The organism is Collinsella aerofaciens (assembly GCF_040915425.1).
GTDB classification, from domain to species: domain Bacteria; phylum Actinomycetota; class Coriobacteriia; order Coriobacteriales; family Coriobacteriaceae; genus Collinsella; species Collinsella aerofaciens_BW.
Window position 1 is genome coordinate 1 of the sequence record NZ_JBCPDN010000031.1, and the last position, 24911, is coordinate 24911.

Below are 24911 nucleotides of genomic sequence, written 5' to 3' on the forward strand. Positions count from 1 at the left end.
GTAGGGCACGCCGTAGCGGTGCCCCTCGAAGCTCACGAAGCCGTCGAAGGAGATCTTCCGGCGCGGGCACAGGTACCGCTCGACCTCGGCCGTGACCTCGAGCGGCCTGGTGTTCGCCGAGCACGCCGCCTCGTGCTCGCGCATCGGGACGCATGCCGCCGCGCGCCGCCAGCGGCCTCCCTGCTCGGCGCACCAGAGGGCGGCCTCCCGGTTGAGGGCGTCAAGGTCGGTAAAGGACCTTCCCGCGAGGAAGTTCCCCTTCACGAAGCGGACGAGCCTCTCCACCTTGCCCTTCGTATAGGGGTGGCGCGGCCTGCACAACCTGGTGCGGAAGCCGACGACGCCCATGAACTCGGCGTAGTCGGCCTGCCAGACGGGCCGGCCGTCGGCATCGCGGCGGACGACCACGCTCTTCATGTTGTCGGTGAGCACGGTCGCGGGCACGCCCAGCGCCGAGAACGCGTGCAGCATCCCGATGAGGAGGTTCTCCTGGCGCGCGTTCGGGAAGAACTCGACGTGGGCGCCCCCGCAATGGTGGCAGACCATGGCGAAGCAGGCGATCCGCGCCCGCTCCCCGCCGGGGCGCTCGACCGCGACGAAGCCCCAGTCCATCTGGTAGGCCTCTCCGGGCGCCGTCCTGAAGCGCTGGCCGCGGCAGCCCTGCGGGGCCGCCTGCCGCCTCTTCGCGGGCACGAGGTCCCGGTGCGCGGCGATGTAGGTCTTCACCGTGGTGAGGCCGCCGGCGTAGCCCTGGCCGAGCAGCCGCTCGAATATCACCTGCGAGTTGGTGACGCCCTTCCGCAGGAGGTCGTCCACCAGGCCGGTGTGGCCGGCGAGCACGCCCGGCGCGGCCCTCCTCCCGCTGTTCCCGTGGGGCAGGGCCCTGAACCCGTGTGCCCTGACCGTCCTCGCGCGGGAGCGGGTGAGCCCCGTCCTCCTGCAGAACTCCGCGAGGTTGCATGCCTGCGGGTCGAACCCGTCGCCCTCCTCCGCGGCCATCTCCCGGAGCGCCGCGTCTATAATCTCCTGTAGGTCATCGTGTCTCTCGTTCACCTCAATGGTCCTCCTAACGCCGGCGTGTTGGCACCACCAGCGTAGTGGCGGCGGGGAGGCACGGTGGCCATTATTCGGTGACCGGGATTGGTCAAAATCGTTTGACTATTAGCGGCTAAAATCGCCCGGCGCTAACACCGCTGCCGCTCGATTTGTTCGAAGGACATGATGCTGGATAAGGACAACGCCCATTTGCTTGGCGATAGTTGCTGGTTTAATTACATTCCCTGCTGCTTGAGTTCCTTTTGACATCGGAGCCATATCTTCTTGCCTGTCAATTACGGCAGTCGACTCTTTTGCAGAGAACAAAGCTTCCAGCATTGAGATTATCTGGGAAAATGACCAGAAAAACTTGGCCTTCAGCTTCAAATTGTGCACAATTCTATTTGTCGTCTATTTATCATTTTGTTATCAAAATGAGCGCAAGGAGGCAGGCTCAATGGGTGAAGCAGATGGCATGGAGCTGATTTATTCACTTATCGGCTATCCTGATGAAACCGAGTGGCTTGAGTTTAAAGAGAGTAATAGCGACCCCGTTAGAACGGGGCGTGACATCTCTGCGCTTGCCAACGCTGCCGCTTACTGCGGCCGTGCATATGCCTATAAGATCTGGGGCGTGAGCGACGATGCTCATGAGCTTGTGGGTACCCAGTTCAACCCATATCACGCAAAGGGCAAGGGAAACCAAGAGCTTTTGATGTGGCTCAAGCTTGCGCTCTCAAACAATGCGAATTACGAGTTTGCGGTTATTGACCATGAGACAAAGCACTTTGTGGTGCTGAAAGTGCACGCCGCGAACGCTCAGCCGGTCTATTTTGATAAGACCGCCTACATCCGAGAGGGATCTTCGACGGCAGAACTGCTTCCTGGTAGTGCGCGAGAGGCGGAGCTGTGGCGTCGCTTGCAGGCGGGGAACGCGGAGCTCGCTGTAGTTGAGAGCGATCTGACGCCTCAAGAGGTCGCCGAGATTCTGGATATTGATGCATATTTTGAGCTGTGCAGATTGAGGAGACCCGTCGATCTGGACGGAGTAATTCTTGCTCTCTGTGAGCAAGAGCTGATTCATCGCCAAGACAACGGCCGTTATAGCATGACGCGCTTGGGGATGCTTCTAGTGGGAAAGAGGCTCTCTCGCTATCCGGAGCTCAGAAAACGCATGCTGCGAATTGTGCGATATGCGGGAAAAGGCAGCTTTGACATTATTGGTGATACTGAAATCGATAAGGGTTACGCTTTAGCGCTTCCGCAGGCTGAGCAACTGATCATGTCGATGATTCCGGCTGTTGAGACGTTGGATGGCGCATTTCGACGCATCCAGACGGCCTACCCCCAAAGGGCGATTCGCGAACTGCTATCAAATGCCGTGATCCATCAAGACATCGCTGACAACACGGCGGGGCCTCTTGTTGCGATTTACGACAATCGTATCGAGTTTTCTAATCCCGGGACAACGCTTATTCCGGCAGAACGCGTGCTCAACGCGCAGCCGAAAACGCGCAATTCGATGATGGCGTCCCTCATGCGCCAAATGGATCTTTGCGAAGAAGGCGGTACGGGCTGGGATTTAATCGTAGATTCGCTCGAAAAAGCCGGCATGCCTTCACCGGTTATCAAGAGTGAGGGCGGGCTGGGAACGCTCGTGACGCTCTATTGCGATTGCCCATATACTCGAATGAAAAAAAGCGAACGAAAAAATGCTGTGTACTGGCATGCTTGTCTTTTGTACGCCCAAGGCGAGTCGATGAGCAATCAGTCACTGCGAGAGCGTTTTGGACTTTCCGATGAAAAGAAAAACACGGTGGCGATGTCTCGTCTAATCAGAGAGTGTCTGGAAGAGGCGTTGATAAAGGAAGAGGACGAGGATGCGGGCGCCAAATATCGAAGGTATATTCCGTATTGGGCCTAAAGGGCAGAAGCGGGAAAATGAGGCAGCTTGTGTTTGTTAATGACGAAGCGCTGTTGTGACTTAACTATCGAAAAAGCTGAGGGGGCTTATGGAATCACATGAGCCCTCTCAGCTTTTATAGCCTCTTTGATTTTGGACTCTGAATAACGTGACGGGTGTCATTTCCATCCCAAAAAATCCGATAGGGTTCCGTCCGCGTGCGGGCGGGGCCCTTTTGCGTGGCCTTTCATGTTTGCTATACTGCTAGCATGTAGAGAGGAGCCGCTATGGGTACAGCAACGGTGCAGCTCAACACGCGAATTGATCCTATGCTCAAAGCCGGTGGCGATGCGGTCCTAACTCGCAATGGGTTGGGGCCGAGCGATGCCATTCGCGCGCTTTGGGTCTATCTTGTCGAGCATCAAGCGTTGCCGGGATTTATGGTGGCGGATAAGCGTGAGGCACTCCGTGAGGAGAGCCTCGCCGAACAGGGGTGTGGCCTAGCTTTTTCCTCGTTGGGGCTGAGCGCGTCGGATTTCGCATCGGCAGAATCTTCGGCGGAAGACTGGGATGCCGTACGAGATGATATGTATGACGCGATGATTGCCGACATAGAGGCGAATTGTCGATGATTGAGGCAAAGCGTCTCTTGGTAGATACGAACGTTTGGCTCGATTATTACCTGCAAGAGGGGGCGTTCGACGAAGCGAAGAGATTGGTTGAACTGGCCGAGGCGGGAAAGATCGACCTTCTGTATGCGCCCACGACGGCAAAGGATGTGTTCTATATTTTGCCTCGGCGTCTAGCCCGACGGAATGCGAATGGGATTAACGTATCGTTTGCCCCGGCGTCATGGGCCTGCATCGAGCACATGATGCAGGTGGCAACTGCCTCTCCGCTTTCGTTGGCAGAATGCGAGATGGCGCGCATGCTTGGCAAGCGTATGCCGGATCTTGAAGACAACCTCATCATCGCTTCGGGCGAGACGGCGGATGTTGACTATGTGGTCACGAGCGACCGGCGCATGCTGGAGGCGATGCCCGAGGTGTGCTTGACACCTGCTCGCGCGGTCGAGATGATCGGGATCCTCGGCTAACCTTGTCTGTCTCGTTTCGCTATCATATGGGGCATTGTGAACCTCGTACAACTTTGGAGGACAGTATGGCGGATAACGCCGAGATGCTATTCTCGCCTGAGCTGGTGTTTTTTGATTGGGAGTGCGCGACGCCGGGTGAGGTGTTTGCGCGGCTCGAGGGTGAGCTTGCCCTGCGCGGCTACATTGGTGAGGGTTGGCTCAATGCCGTCCGCACGCGCGAGGCCGCCTATCCTACGGGTCTCGCTATGCCGGCGGCAAACATCGCCATTCCGCATACCGATCCGGGATTTGTGGCCAAGCCCTATATCGCGGTGGTAAAGCCCGCCGCACCTGTGACGTTCAACGCGATGGCGGGCATGGGCGCCCCGGTGCCGGCGCAGATCATCATCAACCTGGGCATTGCCGAGCCGGGCGGTCAGGTCGAGGCACTTCAGGCGCTTATGAATATCTTTATGGATGCCGACGCTGCAGCCGATGTACTCGGCAAAACCACGCAGCAGGACATGGTCGACGCCATCCGTCGACACTTTTAAGGCCGGCACTGGGGGACTGCCGGCAGCCGGGGACAGTCTCCATCTGCCGGCAGAAAAGGAACGTCCCTAACTGCCAACTGCCAGACCTGTCCCCTTTGCACCAAAATGGTGCAGATTAACCTGTCCCCAATGCACCAAGCGTGTCGCGGGGGCCGCGTTGTGACACAATGGCGTTTGTTCGATTCGTTATGCGAAAGGCCAACTATGGCAAATAAGAAAAAGAACTCCGAGGCCGCGCCGACGCCCGAGCAGCAGGCCCGCGCTGCCTCCAGCTCTCGCAAGAAGCAGCGCAAGACGTACGTGTCTAAGACCGTCAAGATCGTTCTGGTGGTCATCGGCGTGCTGGCGATGCTGCTTTCCGTCTCGGCGATGGCGTGCTCCGGCCTTATGTCGCAGGCTGAGGACACCTCGGGCTACAAGCTGACCGGCGGTGTTGCTGCCACTATCAACGGCACCAACCTCACCGAGGACACCGTGACCAAGCAGATCATGAGCATGCGCACGTCCTACGGCTACACCAAGGACAAGGACTGGGCGCAGTACCTGGTCGACAACGACCTCACACCCAAGAAGTATCGCAAGCAGCTCATCGACTCCTACGCGCAGCAGATCCTGCTTCAGCAAGCGCAGAAGGAAAACGGCGTGACCGTCTCGGACGAGGAGGTCGAGAAGGCTTGGAAGGACGCCTGCAAGAGTGCCGGCGGCGCCAAAGCCTTTAAGAAGACGCTTAAGACCTACGGCTATACCGAGGACACCTACAAGGACTCGCTCAAGGAGAGCCTGGCGCAGCAGAAGCTCAAGGACGCCGTGGCACCCACCAGTAAGCCCAAGGACAGTGAGATCGTCGATTACATCAACGAGAACCTGTCTAACTACAACGATGCCCGCCGCTCTTCAAACATCCTGATCAAGGTTGATTCCGACGCTTCCGACGAGGACAAGGCTGCCGCCAAGGCCAAGGCACAGGAGTGCCTGGACAAGATCAAATCCGGCGAGCTGAGCTTCGAGGACGCCGTGGAGCAGTATTCCGACGACACCGGCTCCAAGGAGAAGAAGGGCGATGTGGGCTGGGATAAGCTCACCACCTTCGTCGACAGTTACCAGGCGGCGCTCGAGGGGCTCAACAAGGGCGATGTGAGTGACGTGGTTGAGTCGACGTATGGCTACCATGTCATCAAGTGCACCGACTACTTCCATGTCGATAACCAGGTCGATGACATCAAGCAGGTACCCAAGGACATTAAGAAGTATGTCTCTAACGTGGTGAAGACGCAGGCGGCAAGCACCGCGTACAGCGAGTGGCTGGAGCAGTACAAGAAGGACGCCGACATCACCGTTAACCCCATGCCCAAGGACGTGCCGTACAACGTCAGCCTGAAGGGCGTCACCAAGAGTTCGACCGACGATTCGTCGACGACTGAGTAATCATGGGGCGGTGCTCGCGCGAGTGCCGCCCACGCTATTAGAGAGGATTTGCAGATGACCAACGAAGAGCTGCAGAAGGAAATGATCGCGGCCATGAAGGCCAAGGACAAGGTTCGCCTGTCCATCATTCGCCAGGTTAAGGCCGAGGTGAAGAATATCGAGGTCAATGAGCGCCGCGATGTGACCGAGGAAGACGTCAACAGCATGATCAAGCGTCTGATCAAGCAGACGAGCGAGACGCTGGAGATGTCCATCAAGGCCGGCACCGACCAGGAGCGCACCGACAATCTGACCGAGCAGGTCAAGATTCTGGAGAGCCTGCTGCCCGCGCAGGTTTCGGGCGAGGAGCTCGAGGCCCTGATTGAGCAGGTCATCGCCGAGCTGGGCGCTACTTCCAAGAAGCAGATGGGCCAGGTTATGGGTGCCCTGGGCAAGGCCACCGGCGGCAACTTCGACAAGCCGGCAGCGGCAAAGATCGTCGGTGCAAAGCTGGCTTAAGGGCTGGCCGACACATAGCCGATGCTGAGGGGCGTGACCATTGCGGTCGCGCCCTTTTTTGTTGGCCGATGAAGGGCGCCTCCCCTGGCTGGTCATTGGGTGCTCATTGGGGACAGACTTAAATGAGTGGGCGGTGAGCAGGTACTCATTTAAGCCCGTCCCCAATGAGTGGGTGGAAGGTTGCGGGTTCTTTACGGGAATGTAGTGTGGGCTGCGGAAACGCGGTTCTTTCCGTACAATAGTTCAACTCGTGTAAACGCAGGGAAGGGACATTCATGGCAGACATGATCGAGATCAAGCATCTCAACAAGTACTTTGGCGACCTGCATGTGCTCAAAGATATCAATCTCACCGTCAAGCGCGGCGAGAAGCTCGTAATGATCGGGCCTTCCGGCTCGGGTAAGTCGACGCTCATCCGCTGTGTCGATTATCTTGAGGAGCCCACGTCGGGCGAGGTCGTCATCGACGGTACGCCGCTCACCAAAAAGAATCACCTGGAGATGGCTCGCAAGTATAGTTCCATGGTGTTTCAGCAGTTCAACCTGTATCCCAACATGACGGTGCTGGGCAACCTGACGCTCGCGCCCATCAAGCTGCAAAAGAAGAGCAAGGAGGAGGCGACCGAGATCGCCATCGCCGCTCTCAAGCGCGTTGGCATGGCGCATAAGGCCGGCGAGTATCCGCAGAATCTCTCGGGCGGTCAGCAGCAGCGCATCGCCATCGCCCGTGCCCTGTGCACCAAGCAGCCCATCATCCTGTTTGACGAGCCGACCTCGGCGCTCGACCCCGAGATGGTCCAGGAGGTTCTGGACGTTATGATTGAGCTCGCGCAGGAGGACATCACCATGATCTGCGTGACGCACGAGATGGGCTTTGCGCGCCAGGTGGCCGACCGCGTCATCTTTATGGAGGACGGCCGCATCCTGGAGGAGGGCACGCCCGAGCACTTCTTCGATAACCCCGAGAACCCGCGCTGCCGCGAGTTCCTGTCCAAGATTCTGCACTAGGCGCGGTGATGGACATGACGGATATGACGAGGGCGGCCGTGTCGCGCCGTCACTTTTTGCAGCTGGCGGGCGCCGGCATGCTCGCGCTGACGGGGGCCGCGCTTACCGGTTGCGGCAACTCCACCAGCGGCGAGGGTTCCGACAAGGGGTCCAAGCTTGCGGCCATTAAGTCGCGTGGCCATCTGAATGCCGGCGTTAAGAAGGACGTTCCCGGCTACGGCTACTACGACACCGCCAAGGGCAGCTTTGAGGGCATGGAAGTCGATTTGTGCTACCAGATCGCCGCTGCCGTCTTTGGCGTGAGCTACAAGGAGGCTCGCGCTCAGGAGCTTGTCGAGTTTACCGACGTAACGCCCAAGACGCGCGGCCCGCTGATCGATAACGGCCAACTTGACGTGGTCGCGGCGACCTACACCATCACCGACGAGCGCAAGAAGAGCTGGGATTTCTCGACGCCGTACCGCACCGACTACGTGGGACTCATGGTCAAGAAGCGTTCGGGCTTTACCTCGATTGAGGACCTGGACGGCAAGGTCATTGGCGTGAGCCAGGGTGCCACCACGCAGGGCCTGATCGAGCAGATGATCAAGGACAACGGCTTTAGCTGCAAGCCCGAGTTTAGGGCCTTTAGCGGCTACCCCATCATCAAGAGTTCGCTCGACGCCGGCAATATCGACGTCTTTGCCATGGACCGCTCCACGCTGGCCGGTTACATGAACGAGACCGTTGAGCTGCTGCAGCCCGAGGTCAAGTTTGGTGAGCAGGGCTACGGCGTGGCGACCAAGAAGGGCTGCGACCTTTCGGCCGTGGTCGATCAGGTGATTTGCGATCGCCTGGCCGACGGCTGGCTCGACCAAGAGGTCAAGACCTGGGGTCTTGTATAGGCGCATCGTCCAAGGAAGGAATCAAATGCTCGAAGGATTATTTGACGCCGACCGTTGGTCGACGACATTTCAAAACATGGGGCCCTTCTGGGAGGGCTTTGGCGTGACGCTGCAGGTGGTCGTTGCCGGTCTGCTGCTGTCGCTGGTACTGGGCACGCTGCTGGGCGTGTTCTCTACCACCCGTTCGCGTGTGCTGCGTGCTATAAGCCGCGTGTACGTTGAGTTTTACCAGAACACCCCGTTGCCCGTACAGGTGCTCTTTATGTACATGGCCGGTCCGCAGTTTTTGCAGGCCATAACCGGTGCCGACCAGCCGGTGCGCATCGCGCCGTTCGTGTTGGGCTTCTTGGGTGTGGGCCTGTATCACGCGGCCTACATTTCGGAGGTCATCCGCACTGGTATCGAGGCGGTTCCGCGCGGTCAGATGGAGGCGGCCCAGAGCCAGGGTTTCACCCGTGCGCAGGCCTACTGGTACATCGTGCTGCCCCAGACGTTCAAGATCATTCTGCCGCCGCTGTGTAACCAGGCGCTCAACCTGGTCAAGAACACGTCGGTGCTGGCGCTTGTGGCCGGCGGCGACCTTATGTACCGTTCCGACAACTTTGTGAGTCTGTACGGTTACCTGCAGGGATACATCGTCTGCTGCCTTATGTACTTCATCATCTGCTTCCCGCTCGCCATGCTGGTGCAGTGGCTCGAGCGCCGCTCCAAGGAGCGTCCGCGCGGCGTGAGCCTGGCCGAGCTGGGGCTCGACAACGTAGAGGAGGCCTAGCGCATGGAAATCTTCAACGCGACCAACCTGCTCTACATCTGGGGCGGCTTTGTTAAGACAATCGAGATCTCGGCGCTGTCGATCTTTTTCTCGCTCATCTTTGGCACGGTGCTGGCGCTCGTTAAGAGCTATGCGCCCCGCCCGTTCCGTATTTTGGTGAGCGCCTATATCGAGCTGTTCCGCTGTACGCCGAACCTACTGTGGATCCTGTTTATCTACTTTACGGTGCAGGGTTTGGACATTGTGATTTCGACCATCGCCTTTACGCTGTTTACCAGCGCTGTTATGGCCGAGATTGTGCGCGGCGGCCTCAACTCGATTCCGCGCGGCCAGTTTGAGGCAGCGCAGAGCCAGGGCTTCGGCTTCTTTGCCACCATGCGCTACATCATTCTGCCGCAGACGTTTAAGACGATCATTCCGGCGCTGTTTAGCCAGTGCACGACCGTCATTAAGGACAGCTCGTATCTTTCGGGCATTAACGTGGCCGAGCTCATGTACACGGCAAATGTCGTGATGGCCCATGCGATCGACCTGTCGCAGGTGCTTATGCTCTACGGCCTGGTGTTTGCGATGTACTTTGTGCTCAACTTTGGTATCTCGCTGCTGGTGAGGGCATATCAACGTCGCATCGTGGCCGCATAGCCTGGCTTTCCCTGGTACGCTATCGTGAGAAAAGGCGATAGACAGCCTTTTTCTCATCTGTTAGAAAGGAATCGCGATGAGCGATCTGGAGAACAAGAAGAGTCCTGTGGTCATTACCATCGCGCGCGACTTTGGTGCCGAGGGCCACGAGATTGGCCGCATGCTTGCCGACGAGTTGGGGATTCCGCTGTACGATAACGAGCTGCTGGTACGTGCGTCGCTGCGCGCGGGCGAGTCGCTCGATAAGATGGCCGCCTATGATGAGCGTCTGGCCGTGGAGAACATGGCGTTTCTGCCCGACCGCTACGATGCGCGTTCGTACTCGGATAAGTTGTTCCAAAAGATGAGCCAGGTGATTTTGGATCTGGGCGAGACCGAGAGTTGCATTATCGAAGGCCGTTTGTCCGATTACCTGCTGCGCAACAACCCCAACCACATTGCCGTGTTGGTGACCGCACCCTTTGAGGACCGCGTCGAGATCGTGCGCAAGAAGCGCGGCCTTAACAAAAAGAAGGGCGCCAAGCTGGTCAAGCAGCAGCAGAAGGCGCGCGAGGCGTTCTACAAGCGCTACAGTGCCGGCAAGTGGAAGATGACGAGCGGCAAGGATATCGTCGTCAACCGCGCCAAGCTGGGCCGCGAAGGCTGCAAGGACGTCATCGCCGCAGCCTACCGCTACAAGGTGGCCCAACTCGAAGGCTAACCAGTTGAAACCACCACAAAGGTGCCTGTCCCCATTGTGGTGGTTTGGGCGGCCGGTATAGAAAAAGTCCCCGCCGGGCGTGTGCTCGACGGGGACTTTGCCGTTTGGTGGCTAGCGCTGTAGGTGATTACTCGCCCAGCAGGCTCTTGGTGATGGAAGCGGCGGCCTTCTTGCCGGCGCCCATCGCCAGAATGACCGTAGCGGCACCGGTGACGATGTCGCCGCCGGCCCAGATGCGGGGATCGGTGGTCTGACCGGTCTCCTCGTCGGCAACGATGTAGCCCCACTTGTTGAGCTCCATCTTGCCGCCGATCTTCTTTGCGAAGGGGTTGGCGTTGGTGCCGATAGCCGAGATCGCGACGTCGCAGGGGATCTCCTCGATGGCGCCCTCGATGGGCACCGGGCGACGACGGCCGGACTCGTCGGGCTCGCCGAGCTCCATCTTCTGGACCTTGACGGCGCACACGGAGCCGTCCTCGCCAGCGACAAACTCGAGCGGGGAGACGAGCGGCAGAACCTCGACGCCCTCGGCCTTAGCATGGTGCAGCTCGGCGCGACGGCAGGGCATCTCGTCCTCGGTACGACGGTAGGCGATGATGGCATGCTCGGCGCCCAGGCGCTTGGCAGTACGGACGGCGTCCATAGCCACGTTGCCGCCGCCAAAGACGACGACGTTCTTGCCGTGCTTGGTGGGGGTGTCGTACTCGGGGAACTTGTTGGCCTTCATCAGGTTCACGCGGGTGAGGTACTCGTTCGCGAAGAAGACGTTGGGCAGGTTCTCGCCGGGGACGTTGAGGAACTTGGGCAGGCCAGCGCCGGTCGCCACGTAGATGGCGTCGAAGCCCTGCTCGAACAGCTCCTCGGCCGTGGCCATGTTGCCCACGACGGAGTTGTACTCAAACTTGACGCCCATGTCCTCCAGGCCGTCAATCTCGCGCTTGACGACCGCCTTGGGCAGACGGAACTCGGGGATGCCGTAGACCAGCACGCCGCCGCCGGTGAAGAAGGCCTCGAAGACGGTAACGTCAAAGCCGTTACGGGCGAGCTCGCCGGCGCAGGTGATGCCGGACGGGCCGGAGCCGACGACGGCGACCTTCTTGCCGTTCTTGGGGGCCATCTTGGGCGTGGAGGCGAGCTCGGGGCGATCACCCAGGAAGCGCTCGAGCTGGCCGATGGCCACGGGCTCGGACTTCTTACCACGGATGCACTTGCCCTCGCACTGGTTCTCCTGCGGGCAGACGCGGCCGCAGATGGCGGGAAGCATGGAGTCCTCGCGGATGGTATCGAGAGCGCCGCCGAAGTCCTTCGCGCGGATCTGCTCGATAAAGCGGGGGATGTTGATGTTGACGGGGCAGCCCTCGACACAGAACGGCTTCTTGCAGTTGAGGCAGCGCTCGGCCTCGGCCAGCGCCATCTCCTCGGTGAAGCCCTTGTCGACGGGGCGGAAGTCGCAGGCGCGCTCGGCAGCCGGCTCCTCGTTATCGGGGGTACGGGGCGACTTCATATCGGCAACGAAACGACCGTTAACTAGTGGCATGCGCAGCTCTTTTCCTCATAGGCCTTGAGGGACTCGCCCTCTTCGGAACGGTAAGCGGCCTGGCGGGCACGAAGGTCATCCCAGTCGACCAGGGTGGCATCGAAGTCGGGGCCGTCGACGCAAGCGAACTTGGTCACGCCGCCCACCTCGACGCGGCAGCAGCCGCACATGCCGGTGCCGTCAACCATGATGGGGTTGAGCGACGCGGTGATGGGGGTGTCGTACTTCTGGGCGGTGAGGGTCGAGAACTTCATCATCGGAACGGGGCCGACGCAGAAGACCTGGCTCACGGCCTTGTCCTGCAGCAGGCGCTCCAGCGGAGCAGTGACAACGCCCTGCTCGCCGTAGGAGCCGTCGTCAGTGGTGATGTGGATGTGGTCCTCGTCGAGGAGCTCGCGGAACTGGTCTTCCATGAGCAGGAGGTCCTTGGTGCGGGCGCCCATGATGGCGTGCACCTCGTGGCCGGTCTCGACCAGGTGCTTGGCGACCGGGAAGGCAATTGCCAGGCCGACGCCGCCGCCAATGACGGCGCAGGGGCCCTCGGCCATCTCGGTGGGAACGCCCAGCGGGCCCACGACGTCGCGCAGCGACTCGCCGGCCTCGTAGGTGGAAAGCATCTCGGTGGTCTTGCCGATCACCATGAAGATGAACTCGACCCAGCCCTCGTCACCGTTCCAGCCGGCCAGGGTAAACGGGACGCGCTCGCCCGTCTCGTTGGCGCGAACCATGAGGAACTGTCCAGCGTGCGCATGCTTGGCGATTGCGGGCGCCTCGATGCGGAACTTGAACACCTTCTCCGAGAACTGCGTCTTCTCCAGGATCTTATACATAGAACCCCTCTCTTGTTAGGGCTGCCGAACCGTGCCTCCACGGAAATGGACGGTAGCCCGAGTAAAACCGTACGCGCACAGGCGTTGTGCAGACATACGGTGCAAATTATACCCTCATGGACATGCTGTTTACGTGTGTCTTCGGCGGTTGGGAGCAGGGTTTATCCACTTCGACCTACCAAATGGGGACAGGTTTATTTTGGTCGGTTTTATCAGGCAAAACGGCAAAGGGGGCCAGCCTCGGGTTGTGATGAGGCCGGCCCCCTTGGGGCGCTATGTGTGTATGGCAGTGCGGGGTTTATTGCGATGCAGCCACCACGGCATTTCCGTAGATAAAACCTGCCAAAATAAACCTGTCCCTAAATAGTAGGTTTTAGTGCTTGCCGTTGGCGGAGGCGGCACCGTTGACGTGGTCGCGGGCATAGATCACGCCGTGGACGATGGCCAGACCGGCGGCATCTGCGGCGCGGGCGCAGGTGTCCTGGAAGTCCTCGGCCTCGCGGGCGCGCAGCTGCTTGAGCACATAGTCTGCCACGGCCATCTTGCCGGGAGGGTTGCCGATGCCGGTGCGAATGCGACTAAAGTCGCGGCTGCCCATCTTGTCGATGATGGAGCGCAGGCCGTTGTGGCCGGCATGGCCTCCGCCCACCTTAACACGTACGTCGCCGGCGGGAATATCGAGCTCGTCGTGGATGACGAGCAGCTCCTCGGCCTTGATCTTGTACTCGCGGCAGAGCTTGGAGATGGGCCCGCCCGAGGTGTTCATGTACGACTGCGGCTTGACCAGTACAATCTGGCGCTTACCGCCCTCTTCCTCGGGATCGTTGATGTTGATGAGCGCAACCTCGGCGCCTGCCTGGTTTTTCCAGTACGTGACACCGGCCTGGCGGGCCAACTCGTCGATCGCTTTGAAGCCAGCGTTGTGGCGGGTCTCGGCATACTCATCGCCAGGGTTGCCAAGTCCGGCAACCATGCGAATCTTAAGCGGCTGTGCAGCTGCCATGTTCATCCTTTCGTTACACAAAAGTTCAATCAACGACAAAGGCTACCACGCCCGCCGAAGGCGAGGAAAGGTTGCAGCAAAGTCATTTCAGAAAACAGCTGCCCCGAGACAGCAGGAAGCCCCGGACACGCCGGGAGGGGTTATCAAAGCGAGCATCCCGCAGCCGCAAAGCGGCGAGGACGTTCGCGTGATAACCCCGCAGGCGTGTCCGGGGCTTCCGGAGGGATGCGAGGGTCGAGCGACTACAGTGCGAAGTCGCCGCCGACGAGCGTGGAGACGGGCTCCTCGTGGTAAACGGCGGAGATGGCCTGAGCAAACTCCTCGGCGACCGAGATGGTCTTGATCTTGCCGCCGACCTCGACAGGGATGGCGTCGGTGACGACGCACTCGACGATCGGGGCGTCGTTCAGACGCTCGATGGCCGGACCGGAGAAGATGCCGTGGGTGGCGCATACGTAGATGTCGCCGGCGCCCATAGCCTTGAGCTCCTTGACGTTGGCGCACAGGGTGCCTGCGGTGTCGATCATGTCGTCGTTGATGATGCAGGTCTTGCCCTTGATGTCACCGATGATGCCCATGACCTCGGCGGCGTTGTGGCGCGGACGGCCCTTGTGGGCGATGGCCAGATCGCAGCCGAGCATGTCGGACAGCTTCTTGGCGGCCTTGGCGCGACCCACGTCGGGGGAGACGACAACCAGGTTGTCGGTGTCGAAGTTCATGGCGTTGTAGTACTGGCCGAACAGCGGCAGTGCGGACAGGTGGTTAACCGGGATGTCGAAGAAGCCCTGGATCTGGCCCTGGTGCAGGTCGAGGGTGATGATGCGGTCGACGCCGGCGCGCTCGAGCAGGTTGGCGACGAGGCGGGCGGTGATGGGCTCGCGCGGGCCGGCCTTGCGGTCCTGGCGGGCATAGCCGTAGTGGGTGATAACGGCGGTGATGGAGCGGGCGGATGCGCGCTTGGCGGCGTCGGTGGCGATGAGCAGCTCCATGAGCATGTCGTTGACGTTGCCGCCGGCCACGGACTGAATCAGGAAGACGTCGGCGCCGCGGACGGTCTCGTCGTAGCGGGCGTAAATCTCACCGTTGGCGAACTGCTTTAGCGTAAGGCCCGAAAGCTCGACCCCAAGGTACTCAGCAATCTTCTGAGCGAGGGGACGGTTGGAGGAACCGGAATACACGCGGATGGACTTGCGCATATTCTCCGACTTCTCGGGATCATTAATCGGCATTACCCTTCTCCTTTATACATCGAATGCCATATAGATGCCTTTTTGCATTGTAACCGCGCGGCGGGGTTTATCGAGTCTTGATAACGTCTTTACCGTCAACGGACACGAACCGACCACTCATCCGGTTGCGCAGGTCACGATAGAAAAAGGAGCCGCCCCCATGGGAACAGCTCCTTAGATGCTTGGTAAAACGTTATACCTCGTCGTCCTCGTGCAGACGGCGGCGATAATCGGCGGCCCAGCCCTCAATGTTTACCTGACGGGCACGACCCAGGCCAAGTGCGTCAGCCGGGACCGGCTCGGTGATGACGGAGCCGGCGGCCACGAGCGCGCCATCGCCGATCTGGGCGGGTGCGACCATCATGGTGTCGGAACCGATGAAGGCATCCTTGCCGATGACGGTCTTGTGCTTGTGCACGCCATCGTAGTTGCAGGTGATGGAGCCCGCGCCCACGTTGACGCCGGAGCCCATGGTGGTATCGCCGATGTAGGACAGGTGCGGCACCTTGGAACCCTCGCCGATCGTGGACTTCTTGATCTCCACGTGCGTGCCGGCCTTGGAGCCGTCGAGCATGTGGGTGCCCGGGCGCAGGTAGGCGCGCGGGCCGCAGTCGACGCCGTTCTCGATGACGGCCTCGATGGCGATGGTCTCATCGATGGTGCAGCCGCTGCCGACGGTGGTGTCGGTGAGACGGCTGTTGGGGCCGAGCTGACACTCCTCGCCCACGGTGACGTGGCCGATCAGATGCGTCTGCGGCCACACGACGGTATCGCGGCCGATAACGGCATCGGGGCCGATCCAGGCCTGCGTGGGGTCGATGAAGGTAACGCCCTCGACCATCCAGTGCTCGTTGATGCGGTCGCGCGCGATAGCGGTGAGCTGCGCGAGCTGAATGCGGCTGTTGACGCCCAGGCCGTCGCGGTAGTCATCGCAGTGGAAGATGGAGACCGCCTGGCCGTGACCCTTGAGGATTCCGAGCATGTCGGGCAGATAGTACTCGGACTGCGCGTTGTCGTTGTCGATCTCGTTGATGTGTGCGGCGAGCTGCGCGCCGTCGAAGGCGTAGCAGCCGGCGTTGCACTCCAGCAGCGTGGCGGCCTGCTCGGGCGTGCAGTCCTTCTGCTCGATGATACGCTCGATCTGACCATCGGCGCCCAGCTTGATGCGGCCGTAGCCAAAGGGGTCGGGCGGGGTCATGGCCATGACGGTGCAGGCGAGCTCGCCGGTGGCGACGGTCTGCGCGAACTTGGCGACGGTGTCGGCGGTGATGAGCGGCAAGTCGCCGTTGAGCACGACGACGGGGCCTTGCGTGATGCCGCAGGCCTCGAGCGCGACCTTCACGGCGTGGCCGGTGCCCAGGCGCTCGGTCTGCTCGACGCACTCGACCTTGGTGGCGCTGTTGGCGTAGGCGCCGTCGATGAGGGCGCGCATCTCGTCGGCGTGGCTGCCGATGACGACCACGACGCGGCTGCAGCCGGCCTTGATGGTGGCGTCGACGATCCACTGGACCATGGGCTTGCCCAGGATCTTGTGCGAAACCTTGCAGTGGTTCGACTTCATGCGGGTGCCCTCGCCGGCAGCGAGGATAATTGCGGTTGCGTCCATGTGATCTCCTGTTACGTTATAGAGACGTGTGTTTGGAAACGATACACGGCGCAATATGATACCGCAGGCATATGTTGAGCGCGTAACGATTGGTTTGCGGCGGTTGAGGCTTGCGCCGCCGGCATGGCGTTTGCACTGCTTGCGTGCGGCGTTGGCGGTGCTGCGGAGTTGTCTTTTGAGCGAGGGGGCGGGGGTGCCCGTGGACAACATGCGAGAGGAGTTTGGCGGCGAGCCCGTCGCGGCGTTCTCGATGTCGCATCCGGCTGTGCCGGCACTCTATATAGTGCTGACGCTGGGGCTCACCATGTTCTCGATGCAACCGGTGCTAATCGCGCTGTCGCTCGCAGGCGGGCTGGCGTATGGATTTGCGACGCGTGGGGCTGCCCGCACGCTGGGCGCACTCCGCTGGCAGTTGCCGGTGATTTTGATTATCGCGCTGGTCAATCCGCTGTTTAACGCCTCGGGCTCGACGGAGCTGTTCCGTATTGGCATGCGCGCGGTGTATCTGGAAAGCATGGTATACGGCCTGTGCATGGGCGGGCTGTTTGTGGCGAGCGTGCTGTGGTTTGAGGCCGCGGCGTCGATGCTCGAATACGACAAGGTACTCGCACTGTTAGGCAACGCCGCGCCGGTGATTGCGCTCATGATCTCGATGTGCATGAGGCTTATCCCGCAGTTTTTGCGCCGCGGCCGCACGGTGCTGGCGGTGCAAGATGCGATTGACGTGCCGGGGCGCGCGCCGGCCGACCCCGTGCGCTCGCGCCTGCGGGCATCGAGTGTGTTGATGGGCTGGGGCATGGAAGATTCGCTGGAGCGCGCGGACGCGATGCGCTCGCGCGGGTGGGGTGCCGCGACACGTCGTACGACGTATGCGCGGTACCGGCTGGGGCGCGGCGATGTTGCCGCGCTGGTGGGGCTTGCGCTGTTTGGCGCCGCTGTGGTGGCAGTGGCATGGACCGCGACGACGCAGTATTCGTTTTATCCGCAGCTCTCGGTGCCGGCGCCGTGGCCGGGCTATGTCGTGTACGCTGCCTGGATGGTGCTGCCTTGCGCGTTGCACGCGATTGATAAGAAGAGGTTTGGCTGATGGCTCGGTTGGATAGGGGCCCGGTGTCGGGCGCGGCGTGCGGCCCGGATATGCCGGCGATTGAGGTGCGGAGCCTGAGCTTTGCCTACCCCGGGGCTGATGATGCGGTGCTCGAGGGGCTCGACTGGTCTGTTCCTCAAGGTGCATTTGCGCTGCTTGTCGGCGGTACCGGATCGGGTAAGTCGACGCTGCTGTCGCTGCTCAAGCCCGAGATCGCTCCGGCGGGCGAGCGCACTGGCGATGCGCGCGTGCTGGGCGAGAACGTTGCCGACATGGACGTGCGCGCGTCTGCGGAGCGCGTGGGCTATGTGTTCCAGGATCCCGAGAACCAGATCGTGTGCGAGACCGTGTGGCACGAGATGGCGTTTGGCCTAGAGAATCTGGGTGTGTCGCGCGACGAGATGCGCCGCCGTGTTGCCGAGACCAGCTATTTCTTTGGTCTGGAGGACTGGCTTCATCGTGATACCGATACGCTTTCGGGTGGCCGCAAGCAGCTGCTGTCGCTTGCCGCCGTCCTGGCGCTGCGCCCGCACGTGCTGCTGCTCGACGAGCCCACGTCTCAGCTCGATCCCGTTGCCGAGAAGAATTTCCTGCACGCGCTGTTTCGTGTGAATCGCGAGCTGGGCTGCACGGTTGTTGTGGCGACGCATCAGCCGCGCCCAATGCTCGAATACGCGACGTGTGCGTACCGGATTGAGGATGGCCGCGTGCACGAGGCGGCGGATATGGCATCTTTGGGACGCCGAGAATCGCTGTTTTCCGATGACACGTGGGGGTGGGGTGCCATCCGATGTGCACAAAACGGAGTATTCAGCAGGCGTGAGGACAATTTGGGCTCTCTGGAGCCGCCCGGGGACGTATCGAGCGCGAAAAAAAGTTCAGAATTGGACAAATCGTCCAAATTTGTGGCGCAAACGTCGCTCGAGAATGGCTCGGAAGCCTTCCCGCGCACGGATGGAAGCAGAATACTCCAAAAAATGCACGCTGGGTCGGCTACCACCCTGTCGGAAGGTTGGTTTCGCTACGATCGAGCGTCCGGCTGGGTGTTGCGTGGGCTCGATGCGTCGTTTTCGGCCGGTGCGGTGCATGCGATCGTGGGCGGCAACGGATGCGGTAAGTCGACGATGCTTTCGGTGCTGGCCAAGACGGTCAAGTTGCAGCGTGGGCATATGGAGCGCGGGGCGGCCTCGGCGGCGCTGCTGCCTCAGAATCCCAAAGCATTGCTGGTTGCCGAGACGGTTCGCGACGAGCTGATGGAATGGGCTTCGACCTGCGGATATGACGAGAACTTGGCGCGGGAGCGTGCGACGCAACTGGGATTGGACGGCCTGGAGACGCGCCACCCCTACGACCTCTCGGGCGGACAGCGCCAGCTGCTCGCACTGGCAAAGCTGCTGCTGATCGGCCCCGAGCTGCTGCTGCTTGACGAGCCCACGAAGGGCTTGGACCTGGAGAGTCGCCGCATCATCGCCCGCGCCCTGCGTGACCATGCGAAGGCTGGCGGCACCGTCATCATGGCTACGCACGATCTGGATTTTGCTGAGCAGGTTGCCGACGACATTGCCATGATGTTTGACGGTGAGATTGCCTGCATGGAGCCGCCGGCCGACTTCTTTACCGACAACGTGTTTTATAGGGCGTGATGGGATGACGGATTATCGCGTCGCGCGCCTGCTTACAAAACTGGAGATCCCGCTGCTGCTGGCGGTGCCAGTGGTGATGGCTGCGGCGTTGCTGGCGGGCATTGAGCAGGCGGCGCTTGCCATGCTTGTCGTGGTGGCGCTCGTGCTCGCGCTGTTCTTTGCGGGCTACGAGGCGTCGCGACCGGGCCTGCGCCAGATTATGCCCACGCTGGTGTTGGCGGCGCTGGCTGCGGCGGGCCGCATCTTGTTCGGCCCCATTCCCGACTTTAAACCCGTGAGTGCCATCGCCATTATCGCTGGGGCGACACTCGGTCGTCGTAACGGCTTGATGGTCGGTGCGTTGGCGGCGCTGACCAGCAATTTCTTTTTTGGGCAGGGCATGTGGACGCCGTGGCAGATGTATGCCTGGGGCCTGGTTGGCTATGTTGGCGGCGCGCTGGCGTACGCGGGTGCGTTCGACCGCGCCGACGGCACCGTGCGATTGCCGGCGCTGCTGGCGTACGGTTTTGCGTCGGGCTTGCTCTATGGCGTCGTGATTAACGCGTATGACATCATTGGATTTGTACAGCCGCTTACTTGGGCGGGTGCCGTGGCGCGTCTTGCCACGGCAGTGCCGTTCGATATCACACACGGCCTCGCGACCTGCGTGTTCTTGGCCGCCCTGTACAAGCCTTGGTGCCGTCGCATTAACCGTGTCGTCGTGAAATACGGACTGTAGGGCATTTCGCGTTCCCTCACGAACTTGCGGTGGAATAGTTCTCGTTTTTGGCTATTTGCTGCCCAAACAGGAACTATTCCACCGCAACTTATAGGGGGAGAGGGGCCACACAATCTGTTTTCCTCTGTCCCCCCAGGAATTACTTGGGGCTAGAGTTCTAGCGTGAGGGTGACGGGGCAGTGGTCGCTGCCGAAGATGTCGCCGCGGATGCCGGTGTCGCGAACGTTGGCGGCGATTGCGTCGCTTACCAGGAAGTAGTCGATGCGCCAGCCGGCGTTGTTCTTGCGGGCATTAAAGCGATAGCTCCACCAGCTGTAGACGCCCTCAACGTCCGGATTAGCCGTGCGCCAGGTATCGGTAAAGCCGGCGTTGAGCAGCTCGGTAAACTTACCGCGCTCTTCGTCCGAAAAGCCGGCGTTGCCACGGTTGGACTTGGGGTTCTTAAGGTCGATCTCTTCGTGCGCCACGTTAAAGTCGCCGCAGGTTACGACGGGCTTGCCGGTTTCGTGCTCAAGCGCGCCCAAAAAGCCGCGATAGGCATCGTCCCAGGCCATACGCACGTCGATGCGCGCGAGCTCATTTTGCGCGTTGGGCGTATAGACGTCGACAAACCAAAACTTGTCGAACTCGAGCGCACAGACGCGGCCCTCGGTTGCGGCTTGGGCAACGAGCTCGGCGGCCTCGCCCTCGCCGGCGTAGGGCAGCAGCGCGTCGGCGCGCAGCACGCGTAGCGGCTCCTGGCGGCTAAAGACCGCGGTGCCCGAATAGCCTTTGCGCTCGGCGTAGCTCCAGGTTTGGTGATAGCCGGGCAGGTCGATATCGACCTGGCCCTCCTGCAGCTTGGTCTCCTGCAGCGCCAGGATATCGACGTCGAGTTCTTGCGCGATCTGGATAAAGCTCGGGTCCTTTTTGAGCACGGCGCGCAGGCCGTTGACGTTCCACGAGGCGAAAGTGTAAGTCTGAGGCATGGTGTCCTTTCGACGGGGTTGGCAGGCTTAAGATTAGCGCAACAGGGGCGGGGTGGGCTCCGTGCATGCTGACTTAAAGGCCGCATGCTGGGACGTCGCTCAACGCTGCCCGACTAACAAGGACGGAGGACTCATATGACGCAGGCAATATCGGACCCCAGGCAGGCCTCCGCCGCGCTGGCGGATCTGTTTGACACCCACAAGCGCGTGGTCTTCTTTGGCGGCGCTGGTGTTTCCACGGCAAGTGGCATCCCCGATTTCCGCAGCGTGGACGGCCTGTATCACCAGCAGTTTGCCTATCCGCCCGAGACCATGCTGTCGCATAGCTTTTACGAGGCACATCCTGCGGAGTTCTTCGACTTTTACCGCACCAAGATGATCGCGCTTAACGCTAAGCCTAACCGCTGCCACACCAAGCTGGCCGAGCTGGAGCGCGCCGGCAAGCTCGACGCCGTGGTGACGCAAAATATCGACGGTCTGCACCAGGCGGCCGGCTCGCAGCGCGTGTTCGAGCTGCACGGATCGGTCCATCGCAACATTTGCCAGTCGTGCGGCGCGGTCTATAGCGCCGAGTGGATTTGCTCGCGCGAGCACGAGGACGCCGCGGGCGTGCCTGTGTGTCCTGCGTGCGGCGGGCGCATCAAGCCCGATGTGGTGCTCTACGAGGAGCCGCTCGATGAGCATGTGCTGACCGGTGCCGTTGCCGCCATCGCCGCGGCCGATGCCCTCATTGTGGGTGGGACCTCGCTCGTGGTGTATCCGGCGGCGGGCCTTACGCGTTACTTTACCGGCGATACGCTGGCCATATGCAACCTTGCTCCCACCGATCAGGATGCAAATGCCGACCTGCTGATTTCTTGCGACATCGCGGCCGCGTTTGCGTTCTAGCCCGCGCGCGCGGATACAATAGAAAGACTGAGTGCAAAGCGACCCCGCCGCCAGCTCCCCAAGCTCGGCGGCGTGGGCATTTTAGGAGGATGTTCATGGCGAACGACAGCAAGACATGGCGGTGCGGAAAGTATGAGCTCAGCTTTGACCGTCCGCGCATCATGGGCGTCCTCAACGTGACGCCCGATTCGTTTAGCGATGGCGGGGAGCACTTCGACCCCGATGCCGCCATCGAGTACGGCCTGGCGATGCTCGACGCCGGCGCCGACATCATCGACGTGGGCGGCGAGTCCACGCGCCCCGGCTTTACCCCGGTCAACCCCGACGAGGAGGCTCGCCGCGTGCTGCCCGTGGTGCGTGCGCTGGCCAAGGAGGGCGCCATCGTCTCGATCGACACGCGTCATGTGGCGGTTGCCAAGGCGGCCGTGCGCTGCGGCGCCTCGATCGTCAACGACGTGACGGGCTTCACTGATCCCAAGATGGTCGAGTTCGTTAAGACGAGCACCTGCGGCGTCATCGTGATGCATGCCGGCGAGGTCGCCGCGCCCGCCCGCACGCACGCAACGGTGCAGCTCGATACCTCGGCAGCGGCGTTTGTTGCCGAGAAGGCGCGCGAGGCGGCTGCCGAGGCCGCGCGCGAGGCCGAGAAGCCGGCTCGTCGCCGTCGCGGCAAGTTGCTGGGCGAGCCCAAGGTCGAGGCCAAGCTTCCGGGCGGCGTGGTGCAGCCCTCGTTGCCGTTTGGCGAACCGGAGCCCACGCCCGAGCCTTCAAGCGAGCAGGGGCAGGAGACGCCGGCCGCCGAGCAGGCTGCTGCCGCCGAGACCGTCGCGCCCGCGCCCGAAGCCGCGCCCGCAGCCACCGAGGCCGCATCGGAGTCCAATGACCGCCTGGCCGCCATGATGCGCCGCAGCGCCCGCCGCGAGGAAGCCTATGTGCCCACCTCGCAGCTCCGCCGCTTCACCCTGCCCGATTCGGCGCCCATCATGCGCCGCGTTATGGGCTTTCTGTCCGACCAGGCCCGCACGCTCATCCATGCCGGCGTGTCGCGCGACCGCATCTGCATCGATCCTGGCCCGGGCTTTGGTAAGTCGGCTAACGAGGACATCGTCATCCAGCGCGAGACTGCCAAGATGGCGTCACTGGGCTATCCGCTCATGTGCGCCGTGTCGCGCAAGCGCTTTGTGGGCGCCGTCTCGGGCGTGACCGAGGCCGCCGAGCGCGATGCCGCTACGTTTGGCGTGTGCCTGGGCGCCATCCAGGCCGGTGCCAACATCGTGCGCGTGCACGACGCCGCGGGTTTTGCGCAGTTCCTGAACGGCTACTGGGCGGTTGCCAAGCCGCAGCCGCGCCGCGCGTTTGTGGCTGTGGGCTCCAACCTGGGGCATCGCTGCGACAACATCCGCGCTGCACGCGAGATGATCGCCGAGATTCCACTCACCTGCGTGTCCAACTCCTCCAAGATTTACGAGAGCGAGCCGGCCTACGAGACGCGCCAGGACGCGTTTGCCAACGCCGTCATCGAGATCAAGACCGAGCTGGCGCCGCTGGTGCTGCTCGATGAGCTCATGAAGATTGAGGCCGAGCTGGGGCGCGACCGCTCCAAAAAGGCCAAGGCCAACGGTCCGCGCACCATCGACCTGGACCTGCTGTGGATGGACGGCGAGACCCACGGCGGCAAAAAGCTGCGCCTGCCGCATCCACTGATCGGCGAGCGCGATTTTGTGCTGGTGCCGCTTGAGGACTTGATGCACGACCCGGCGCGGTTCTTCCGCTACAACGGCGTCGAGGTCAAGGAGCCCGAGGACCGCGTGGGCCATATCGTGGGCGAATTGGGGCGTATGTAGATGATCGAGATGAATGCTGTTGCCGCCGGTACCGAGCTTGACGCCGCGCGTGACGCGGGCCGCGAGGGTGCGTCCGCGGGCTGGTGCGCTTGGAGCGCGGGCGAGGCGTCGTTGACGTTTTCGCTGGTCGTGCGCCCGGATGTGAACATGCATGCCTTCCACGGCCTGCCGTTTGTGGCCGCGATGGGCATGATGGACGCGCTCGTGGGCACGGCTTCGACGCCGGGGTTGGGCCTTGCCGGTAAGGTGGGTATCCAGTGGCCGAGCGATATCGTGTGCGGTGCGCCTGCGTTTGAGACGTCGTTTGCACGCGTCTCCGTCAACGGTGGCGCCGGTGCCGCAGGCATGTTCGGTGCCGTGACGGTGGATATTGAGCGTTCGGCGCTGAGCGAGCTTGGTGTGGACGTGGCTGACGAAGCGCTGGTCGAGGAGTTGGCCGCCGCCGTGCTGACCCGTGTGGACACCTGGGCGGTTGTTGCCAACACGCCGCAGGGCGCTGCCGGTCCGCTGGCCCCCGTGTTGGGCGAGTACTTCGACATGGTGCCGCTGCTGGGCCGCCAAGTTGCGGCGGTGTCGCCCAACGGCTTGCCGCTTGCGGTCGGTGTGTTTGCGGGCCTGGACATCTGGGGTCGCGCGACCATTAAGACCGATGCCGGCGAGCAGGAGTTTCCGCCCGAGGCCGTGCGCATTCGCGGGCTGTAGCGCGGGGCGTTCGCGCCCAAAGATAGACATGACAACAAGACCCTCCTCGGCCTGTGCCGGGGAGGGTTTCGCCTATCTGGGGAATGGGTTGCCAGCGCCCTATTCCTCAAAACTGAAAAATTTTCGTTTTTGAGGAATAGGATTAAGGCAGCTCGGTCTTTCGCGAGGTATATTCGCTATAGAGCCTATTCCTCAAAACTGAAAATTTTTCAATTTTGAGGAATAGCGATAAAAGACCGCGAGGAGGCCCCAATGAAACTCATCAATAGAACGTCATATATGGAGGCTTATAGGACAAAATGTGTGTCCCGATAGAACACCCGTTTCCATCCATTAATCCAGCCAGAACGGGTACGGGTCC

Annotated in this window: 25 protein-coding genes; 17 read left to right on the forward strand and 8 right to left on the reverse strand. The window is 61.4% G+C overall.

The window, feature by feature from the left end; all coding sequences use genetic code 11:
* Positions 1-1053, reverse strand: a 1053-nt coding sequence (gene istA, locus AB5164_RS05630; RefSeq protein WP_368142463.1) for an IS21 family transposase, incomplete at its 3' end; no start/stop codon positions are given.
* A 108-nt stretch (positions 1054-1161) separates the two neighbouring features.
* Positions 1162-1422 carry a hypothetical protein gene (locus tag AB5164_RS05635; RefSeq protein ID WP_368137598.1) on the reverse strand — a complete coding sequence of 87 codons (261 nt, stop codon included), beginning with the start codon at positions 1420-1422 and terminating at the stop codon, positions 1162-1164.
* 70 nt (positions 1423-1492) lie between these two features.
* Between AB5164_RS05635 and AB5164_RS05640 the strand changes: the two genes are divergently transcribed.
* The 11 genes from AB5164_RS05640 to AB5164_RS05690 all read left to right on the forward strand — a co-directional run bounded on the left by AB5164_RS05640 (position 1493) and on the right by AB5164_RS05690 (position 10495).
* On the forward strand, positions 1493-2959 hold the full coding sequence (locus tag AB5164_RS05640; RefSeq protein ID WP_368137599.1) for an ATP-binding protein: 1467 nt from the start codon (positions 1493-1495) through the stop codon (positions 2957-2959).
* Between the two features lie 266 nt (positions 2960-3225).
* On the forward strand, positions 3226-3570 hold the full coding sequence (locus tag AB5164_RS05645) for a type II toxin-antitoxin system RelB/DinJ family antitoxin (RefSeq protein WP_368137600.1): 345 nt from the start codon (positions 3226-3228) through the stop codon (positions 3568-3570).
* Positions 3567-4034, forward strand: coding sequence for a PIN domain-containing protein (locus tag AB5164_RS05650; RefSeq protein WP_368137601.1), 468 nt, complete (start codon positions 3567-3569; stop codon positions 4032-4034). Before AB5164_RS05645 ends, AB5164_RS05650 begins: the two co-directional genes overlap by 4 nt.
* A gap of 65 nt (positions 4035-4099) precedes the next feature.
* The gene (locus AB5164_RS05655) at positions 4100-4567 is read left to right on the forward strand and encodes a PTS sugar transporter subunit IIA (RefSeq protein WP_368143117.1); all 468 of its coding nucleotides are present in this window, start codon (positions 4100-4102) and stop codon (positions 4565-4567) included.
* A gap of 204 nt (positions 4568-4771) precedes the next feature.
* Entirely contained in the window at positions 4772-5992 is a 1221-nt protein-coding gene (locus AB5164_RS05660) for a peptidylprolyl isomerase (RefSeq protein ID WP_368136750.1), read from the forward strand.
* 54 nt (positions 5993-6046) lie between these two features.
* The gene (locus AB5164_RS05665) at positions 6047-6490 is read left to right on the forward strand and encodes a GatB/YqeY domain-containing protein (protein WP_006235801.1); all 444 of its coding nucleotides are present in this window, start codon (positions 6047-6049) and stop codon (positions 6488-6490) included.
* Between the two features lie 275 nt (positions 6491-6765).
* On the forward strand, positions 6766-7497 hold the full coding sequence (locus tag AB5164_RS05670) for an amino acid ABC transporter ATP-binding protein (protein WP_022094215.1): 732 nt from the start codon (positions 6766-6768) through the stop codon (positions 7495-7497).
* A gap of 8 nt (positions 7498-7505) precedes the next feature.
* Positions 7506-8381 carry a transporter substrate-binding domain-containing protein gene (locus tag AB5164_RS05675; protein WP_022094216.1) on the forward strand — a complete coding sequence of 292 codons (876 nt, stop codon included), beginning with the start codon at positions 7506-7508 and terminating at the stop codon, positions 8379-8381.
* Positions 8382-8406: 25 nt separating this feature from the next.
* Positions 8407-9153, forward strand: coding sequence for an amino acid ABC transporter permease (locus AB5164_RS05680; RefSeq protein ID WP_035136546.1), 747 nt, complete (start codon positions 8407-8409; stop codon positions 9151-9153).
* 3 nt (positions 9154-9156) lie between these two features.
* Complete coding sequence (locus AB5164_RS05685; RefSeq protein WP_055285379.1) at positions 9157-9795, forward strand: amino acid ABC transporter permease; 639 nt, start codon at positions 9157-9159, stop codon at positions 9793-9795.
* Between the two features lie 76 nt (positions 9796-9871).
* Entirely contained in the window at positions 9872-10495 is a 624-nt protein-coding gene (locus tag AB5164_RS05690; RefSeq protein WP_117564047.1) for a cytidylate kinase-like family protein, read from the forward strand.
* A 127-nt stretch (positions 10496-10622) separates the two neighbouring features.
* Here the strand turns inward: AB5164_RS05690 and gltA are convergent, their stop codons facing one another.
* From gltA to glmU, 5 genes are all read right to left on the reverse strand, one after another.
* Positions 10623-12032: an NADPH-dependent glutamate synthase gene (gltA, locus tag AB5164_RS05695; protein ID WP_022094914.1), complete on the reverse strand. Its 1410-nt coding sequence runs from the start codon at positions 12030-12032 to the stop codon at positions 10623-10625.
* Complete coding sequence (locus AB5164_RS05700; protein ID WP_006235793.1) at positions 12023-12862, reverse strand: sulfide/dihydroorotate dehydrogenase-like FAD/NAD-binding protein; 840 nt, start codon at positions 12860-12862, stop codon at positions 12023-12025. The genes gltA and AB5164_RS05700 overlap by 10 nt, the downstream gene beginning before the upstream one ends.
* A 373-nt stretch (positions 12863-13235) precedes the next feature.
* Positions 13236-13865, reverse strand: a complete 630-nt coding sequence (gene pth / locus AB5164_RS05705; protein ID WP_171025267.1) for an aminoacyl-tRNA hydrolase — start codon at positions 13863-13865, stop codon at positions 13236-13238.
* Between the two features lie 242 nt (positions 13866-14107).
* Positions 14108-15094, reverse strand: coding sequence for a ribose-phosphate diphosphokinase (locus tag AB5164_RS05710; protein ID WP_117769752.1), 987 nt, complete (start codon positions 15092-15094; stop codon positions 14108-14110).
* A 193-nt stretch (positions 15095-15287) separates the two neighbouring features.
* Positions 15288-16700, reverse strand: a complete 1413-nt coding sequence (glmU, locus tag AB5164_RS05715; protein WP_368147882.1) for a bifunctional UDP-N-acetylglucosamine diphosphorylase/glucosamine-1-phosphate N-acetyltransferase GlmU — start codon at positions 16698-16700, stop codon at positions 15288-15290.
* Between the two features lie 208 nt (positions 16701-16908).
* Here glmU and AB5164_RS05720 point away from each other — a divergent pair, with 208 nt between their 5' ends.
* The 3 genes from AB5164_RS05720 to AB5164_RS05730 are packed head-to-tail and all read left to right on the forward strand — an operon-like array spanning position 16909 to position 20148.
* On the forward strand, positions 16909-17787 hold the full coding sequence (locus tag AB5164_RS05720) for an energy-coupling factor transporter transmembrane component T family protein (protein WP_368147886.1): 879 nt from the start codon (positions 16909-16911) through the stop codon (positions 17785-17787).
* Positions 17787-19430, forward strand: a complete 1644-nt coding sequence (locus tag AB5164_RS05725) for an ABC transporter ATP-binding protein (RefSeq protein WP_368147884.1) — start codon at positions 17787-17789, stop codon at positions 19428-19430. The genes AB5164_RS05720 and AB5164_RS05725 overlap by 1 nt, the downstream gene beginning before the upstream one ends.
* A 4-nt stretch (positions 19431-19434) precedes the next feature.
* Entirely contained in the window at positions 19435-20148 is a 714-nt protein-coding gene (locus AB5164_RS05730; RefSeq protein WP_368143244.1) for a DUF6580 family putative transport protein, read from the forward strand.
* Between the two features lie 149 nt (positions 20149-20297).
* Here AB5164_RS05730 and AB5164_RS05735 read toward each other — a convergent pair whose 3' ends face one another.
* On the reverse strand, positions 20298-21116 hold the full coding sequence (locus tag AB5164_RS05735; RefSeq protein ID WP_138113647.1) for an exodeoxyribonuclease III: 819 nt from the start codon (positions 21114-21116) through the stop codon (positions 20298-20300).
* A 135-nt stretch (positions 21117-21251) separates the two neighbouring features.
* On the opposite strand from AB5164_RS05735, the gene AB5164_RS05740 reads away from it, so the two are divergent.
* From AB5164_RS05740 to AB5164_RS05750, 3 genes are all read left to right on the forward strand, one after another.
* Positions 21252-22004: an NAD-dependent protein deacylase gene (locus AB5164_RS05740; protein ID WP_138113649.1), complete on the forward strand. Its 753-nt coding sequence runs from the start codon at positions 21252-21254 to the stop codon at positions 22002-22004.
* 95 nt (positions 22005-22099) lie between these two features.
* A complete protein-coding gene (gene folP, locus AB5164_RS05745; protein WP_368143245.1) occupies positions 22100-23848 on the forward strand; it encodes a dihydropteroate synthase in 1749 nt (582 codons plus the stop codon).
* Positions 23849-24550 (forward strand): hypothetical protein, encoded by a 702-nt coding sequence (locus AB5164_RS05750; RefSeq protein ID WP_138341227.1) that lies wholly within the window; start codon positions 23849-23851, stop codon positions 24548-24550.
* Positions 24551-24911: the final 361 nt, after the last annotated feature.

Bases quoted from the DNA above. Each gene is read 5' to 3' on its own strand.
- gltA (WP_022094914.1), bottom strand. From the start codon at position 12,032: ATGCCACTAGTTAACGGTCGTTTCGTTGCCGATATGAAGTCGCCCCGT.
- AB5164_RS05700 (WP_006235793.1), bottom strand. From the start codon at position 12,862: ATGTATAAGATCCTGGAGAAGACGCAGTTCTCGGAGAAGGTGTTCAAG.
- AB5164_RS05645 (WP_368137600.1), top strand. From the start codon at position 3,226: ATGGGTACAGCAACGGTGCAGCTCAACACGCGAATTGATCCTATGCTC.
- AB5164_RS05735 (WP_138113647.1), bottom strand. From the start codon at position 21,116: ATGCCTCAGACTTACACTTTCGCCTCGTGGAACGTCAACGGCCTGCGC.
- AB5164_RS05655 (WP_368143117.1), top strand. From the start codon at position 4,100: ATGGCGGATAACGCCGAGATGCTATTCTCGCCTGAGCTGGTGTTTTTT.
- AB5164_RS05750 (WP_138341227.1), top strand. From the start codon at position 23,849: ATGATCGAGATGAATGCTGTTGCCGCCGGTACCGAGCTTGACGCCGCG.
- AB5164_RS05680 (WP_035136546.1), top strand. From the start codon at position 8,407: ATGCTCGAAGGATTATTTGACGCCGACCGTTGGTCGACGACATTTCAA.
- AB5164_RS05675 (WP_022094216.1), top strand. From the start codon at position 7,506: ATGGACATGACGGATATGACGAGGGCGGCCGTGTCGCGCCGTCACTTT.
- AB5164_RS05740 (WP_138113649.1), top strand. From the start codon at position 21,252: ATGACGCAGGCAATATCGGACCCCAGGCAGGCCTCCGCCGCGCTGGCG.
- AB5164_RS05670 (WP_022094215.1), top strand. From the start codon at position 6,766: ATGGCAGACATGATCGAGATCAAGCATCTCAACAAGTACTTTGGCGAC.
- pth (WP_171025267.1), bottom strand. From the start codon at position 13,865: ATGGCAGCTGCACAGCCGCTTAAGATTCGCATGGTTGCCGGACTTGGC.
- glmU (WP_368147882.1), bottom strand. From the start codon at position 16,700: ATGGACGCAACCGCAATTATCCTCGCTGCCGGCGAGGGCACCCGCATG.
- AB5164_RS05640 (WP_368137599.1), top strand. From the start codon at position 1,493: ATGGGTGAAGCAGATGGCATGGAGCTGATTTATTCACTTATCGGCTAT.
- AB5164_RS05685 (WP_055285379.1), top strand. From the start codon at position 9,157: ATGGAAATCTTCAACGCGACCAACCTGCTCTACATCTGGGGCGGCTTT.
- AB5164_RS05710 (WP_117769752.1), bottom strand. From the start codon at position 15,094: ATGCCGATTAATGATCCCGAGAAGTCGGAGAATATGCGCAAGTCCATC.
- AB5164_RS05720 (WP_368147886.1), top strand. From the start codon at position 16,909: ATGCGAGAGGAGTTTGGCGGCGAGCCCGTCGCGGCGTTCTCGATGTCG.
- AB5164_RS05690 (WP_117564047.1), top strand. From the start codon at position 9,872: ATGAGCGATCTGGAGAACAAGAAGAGTCCTGTGGTCATTACCATCGCG.
- AB5164_RS05665 (WP_006235801.1), top strand. From the start codon at position 6,047: ATGACCAACGAAGAGCTGCAGAAGGAAATGATCGCGGCCATGAAGGCC.
- AB5164_RS05660 (WP_368136750.1), top strand. From the start codon at position 4,772: ATGGCAAATAAGAAAAAGAACTCCGAGGCCGCGCCGACGCCCGAGCAG.
- folP (WP_368143245.1), top strand. From the start codon at position 22,100: ATGGCGAACGACAGCAAGACATGGCGGTGCGGAAAGTATGAGCTCAGC.
- AB5164_RS05730 (WP_368143244.1), top strand. From the start codon at position 19,435: ATGACGGATTATCGCGTCGCGCGCCTGCTTACAAAACTGGAGATCCCG.
- AB5164_RS05650 (WP_368137601.1), top strand. From the start codon at position 3,567: ATGATTGAGGCAAAGCGTCTCTTGGTAGATACGAACGTTTGGCTCGAT.
- AB5164_RS05725 (WP_368147884.1), top strand. From the start codon at position 17,787: ATGGCTCGGTTGGATAGGGGCCCGGTGTCGGGCGCGGCGTGCGGCCCG.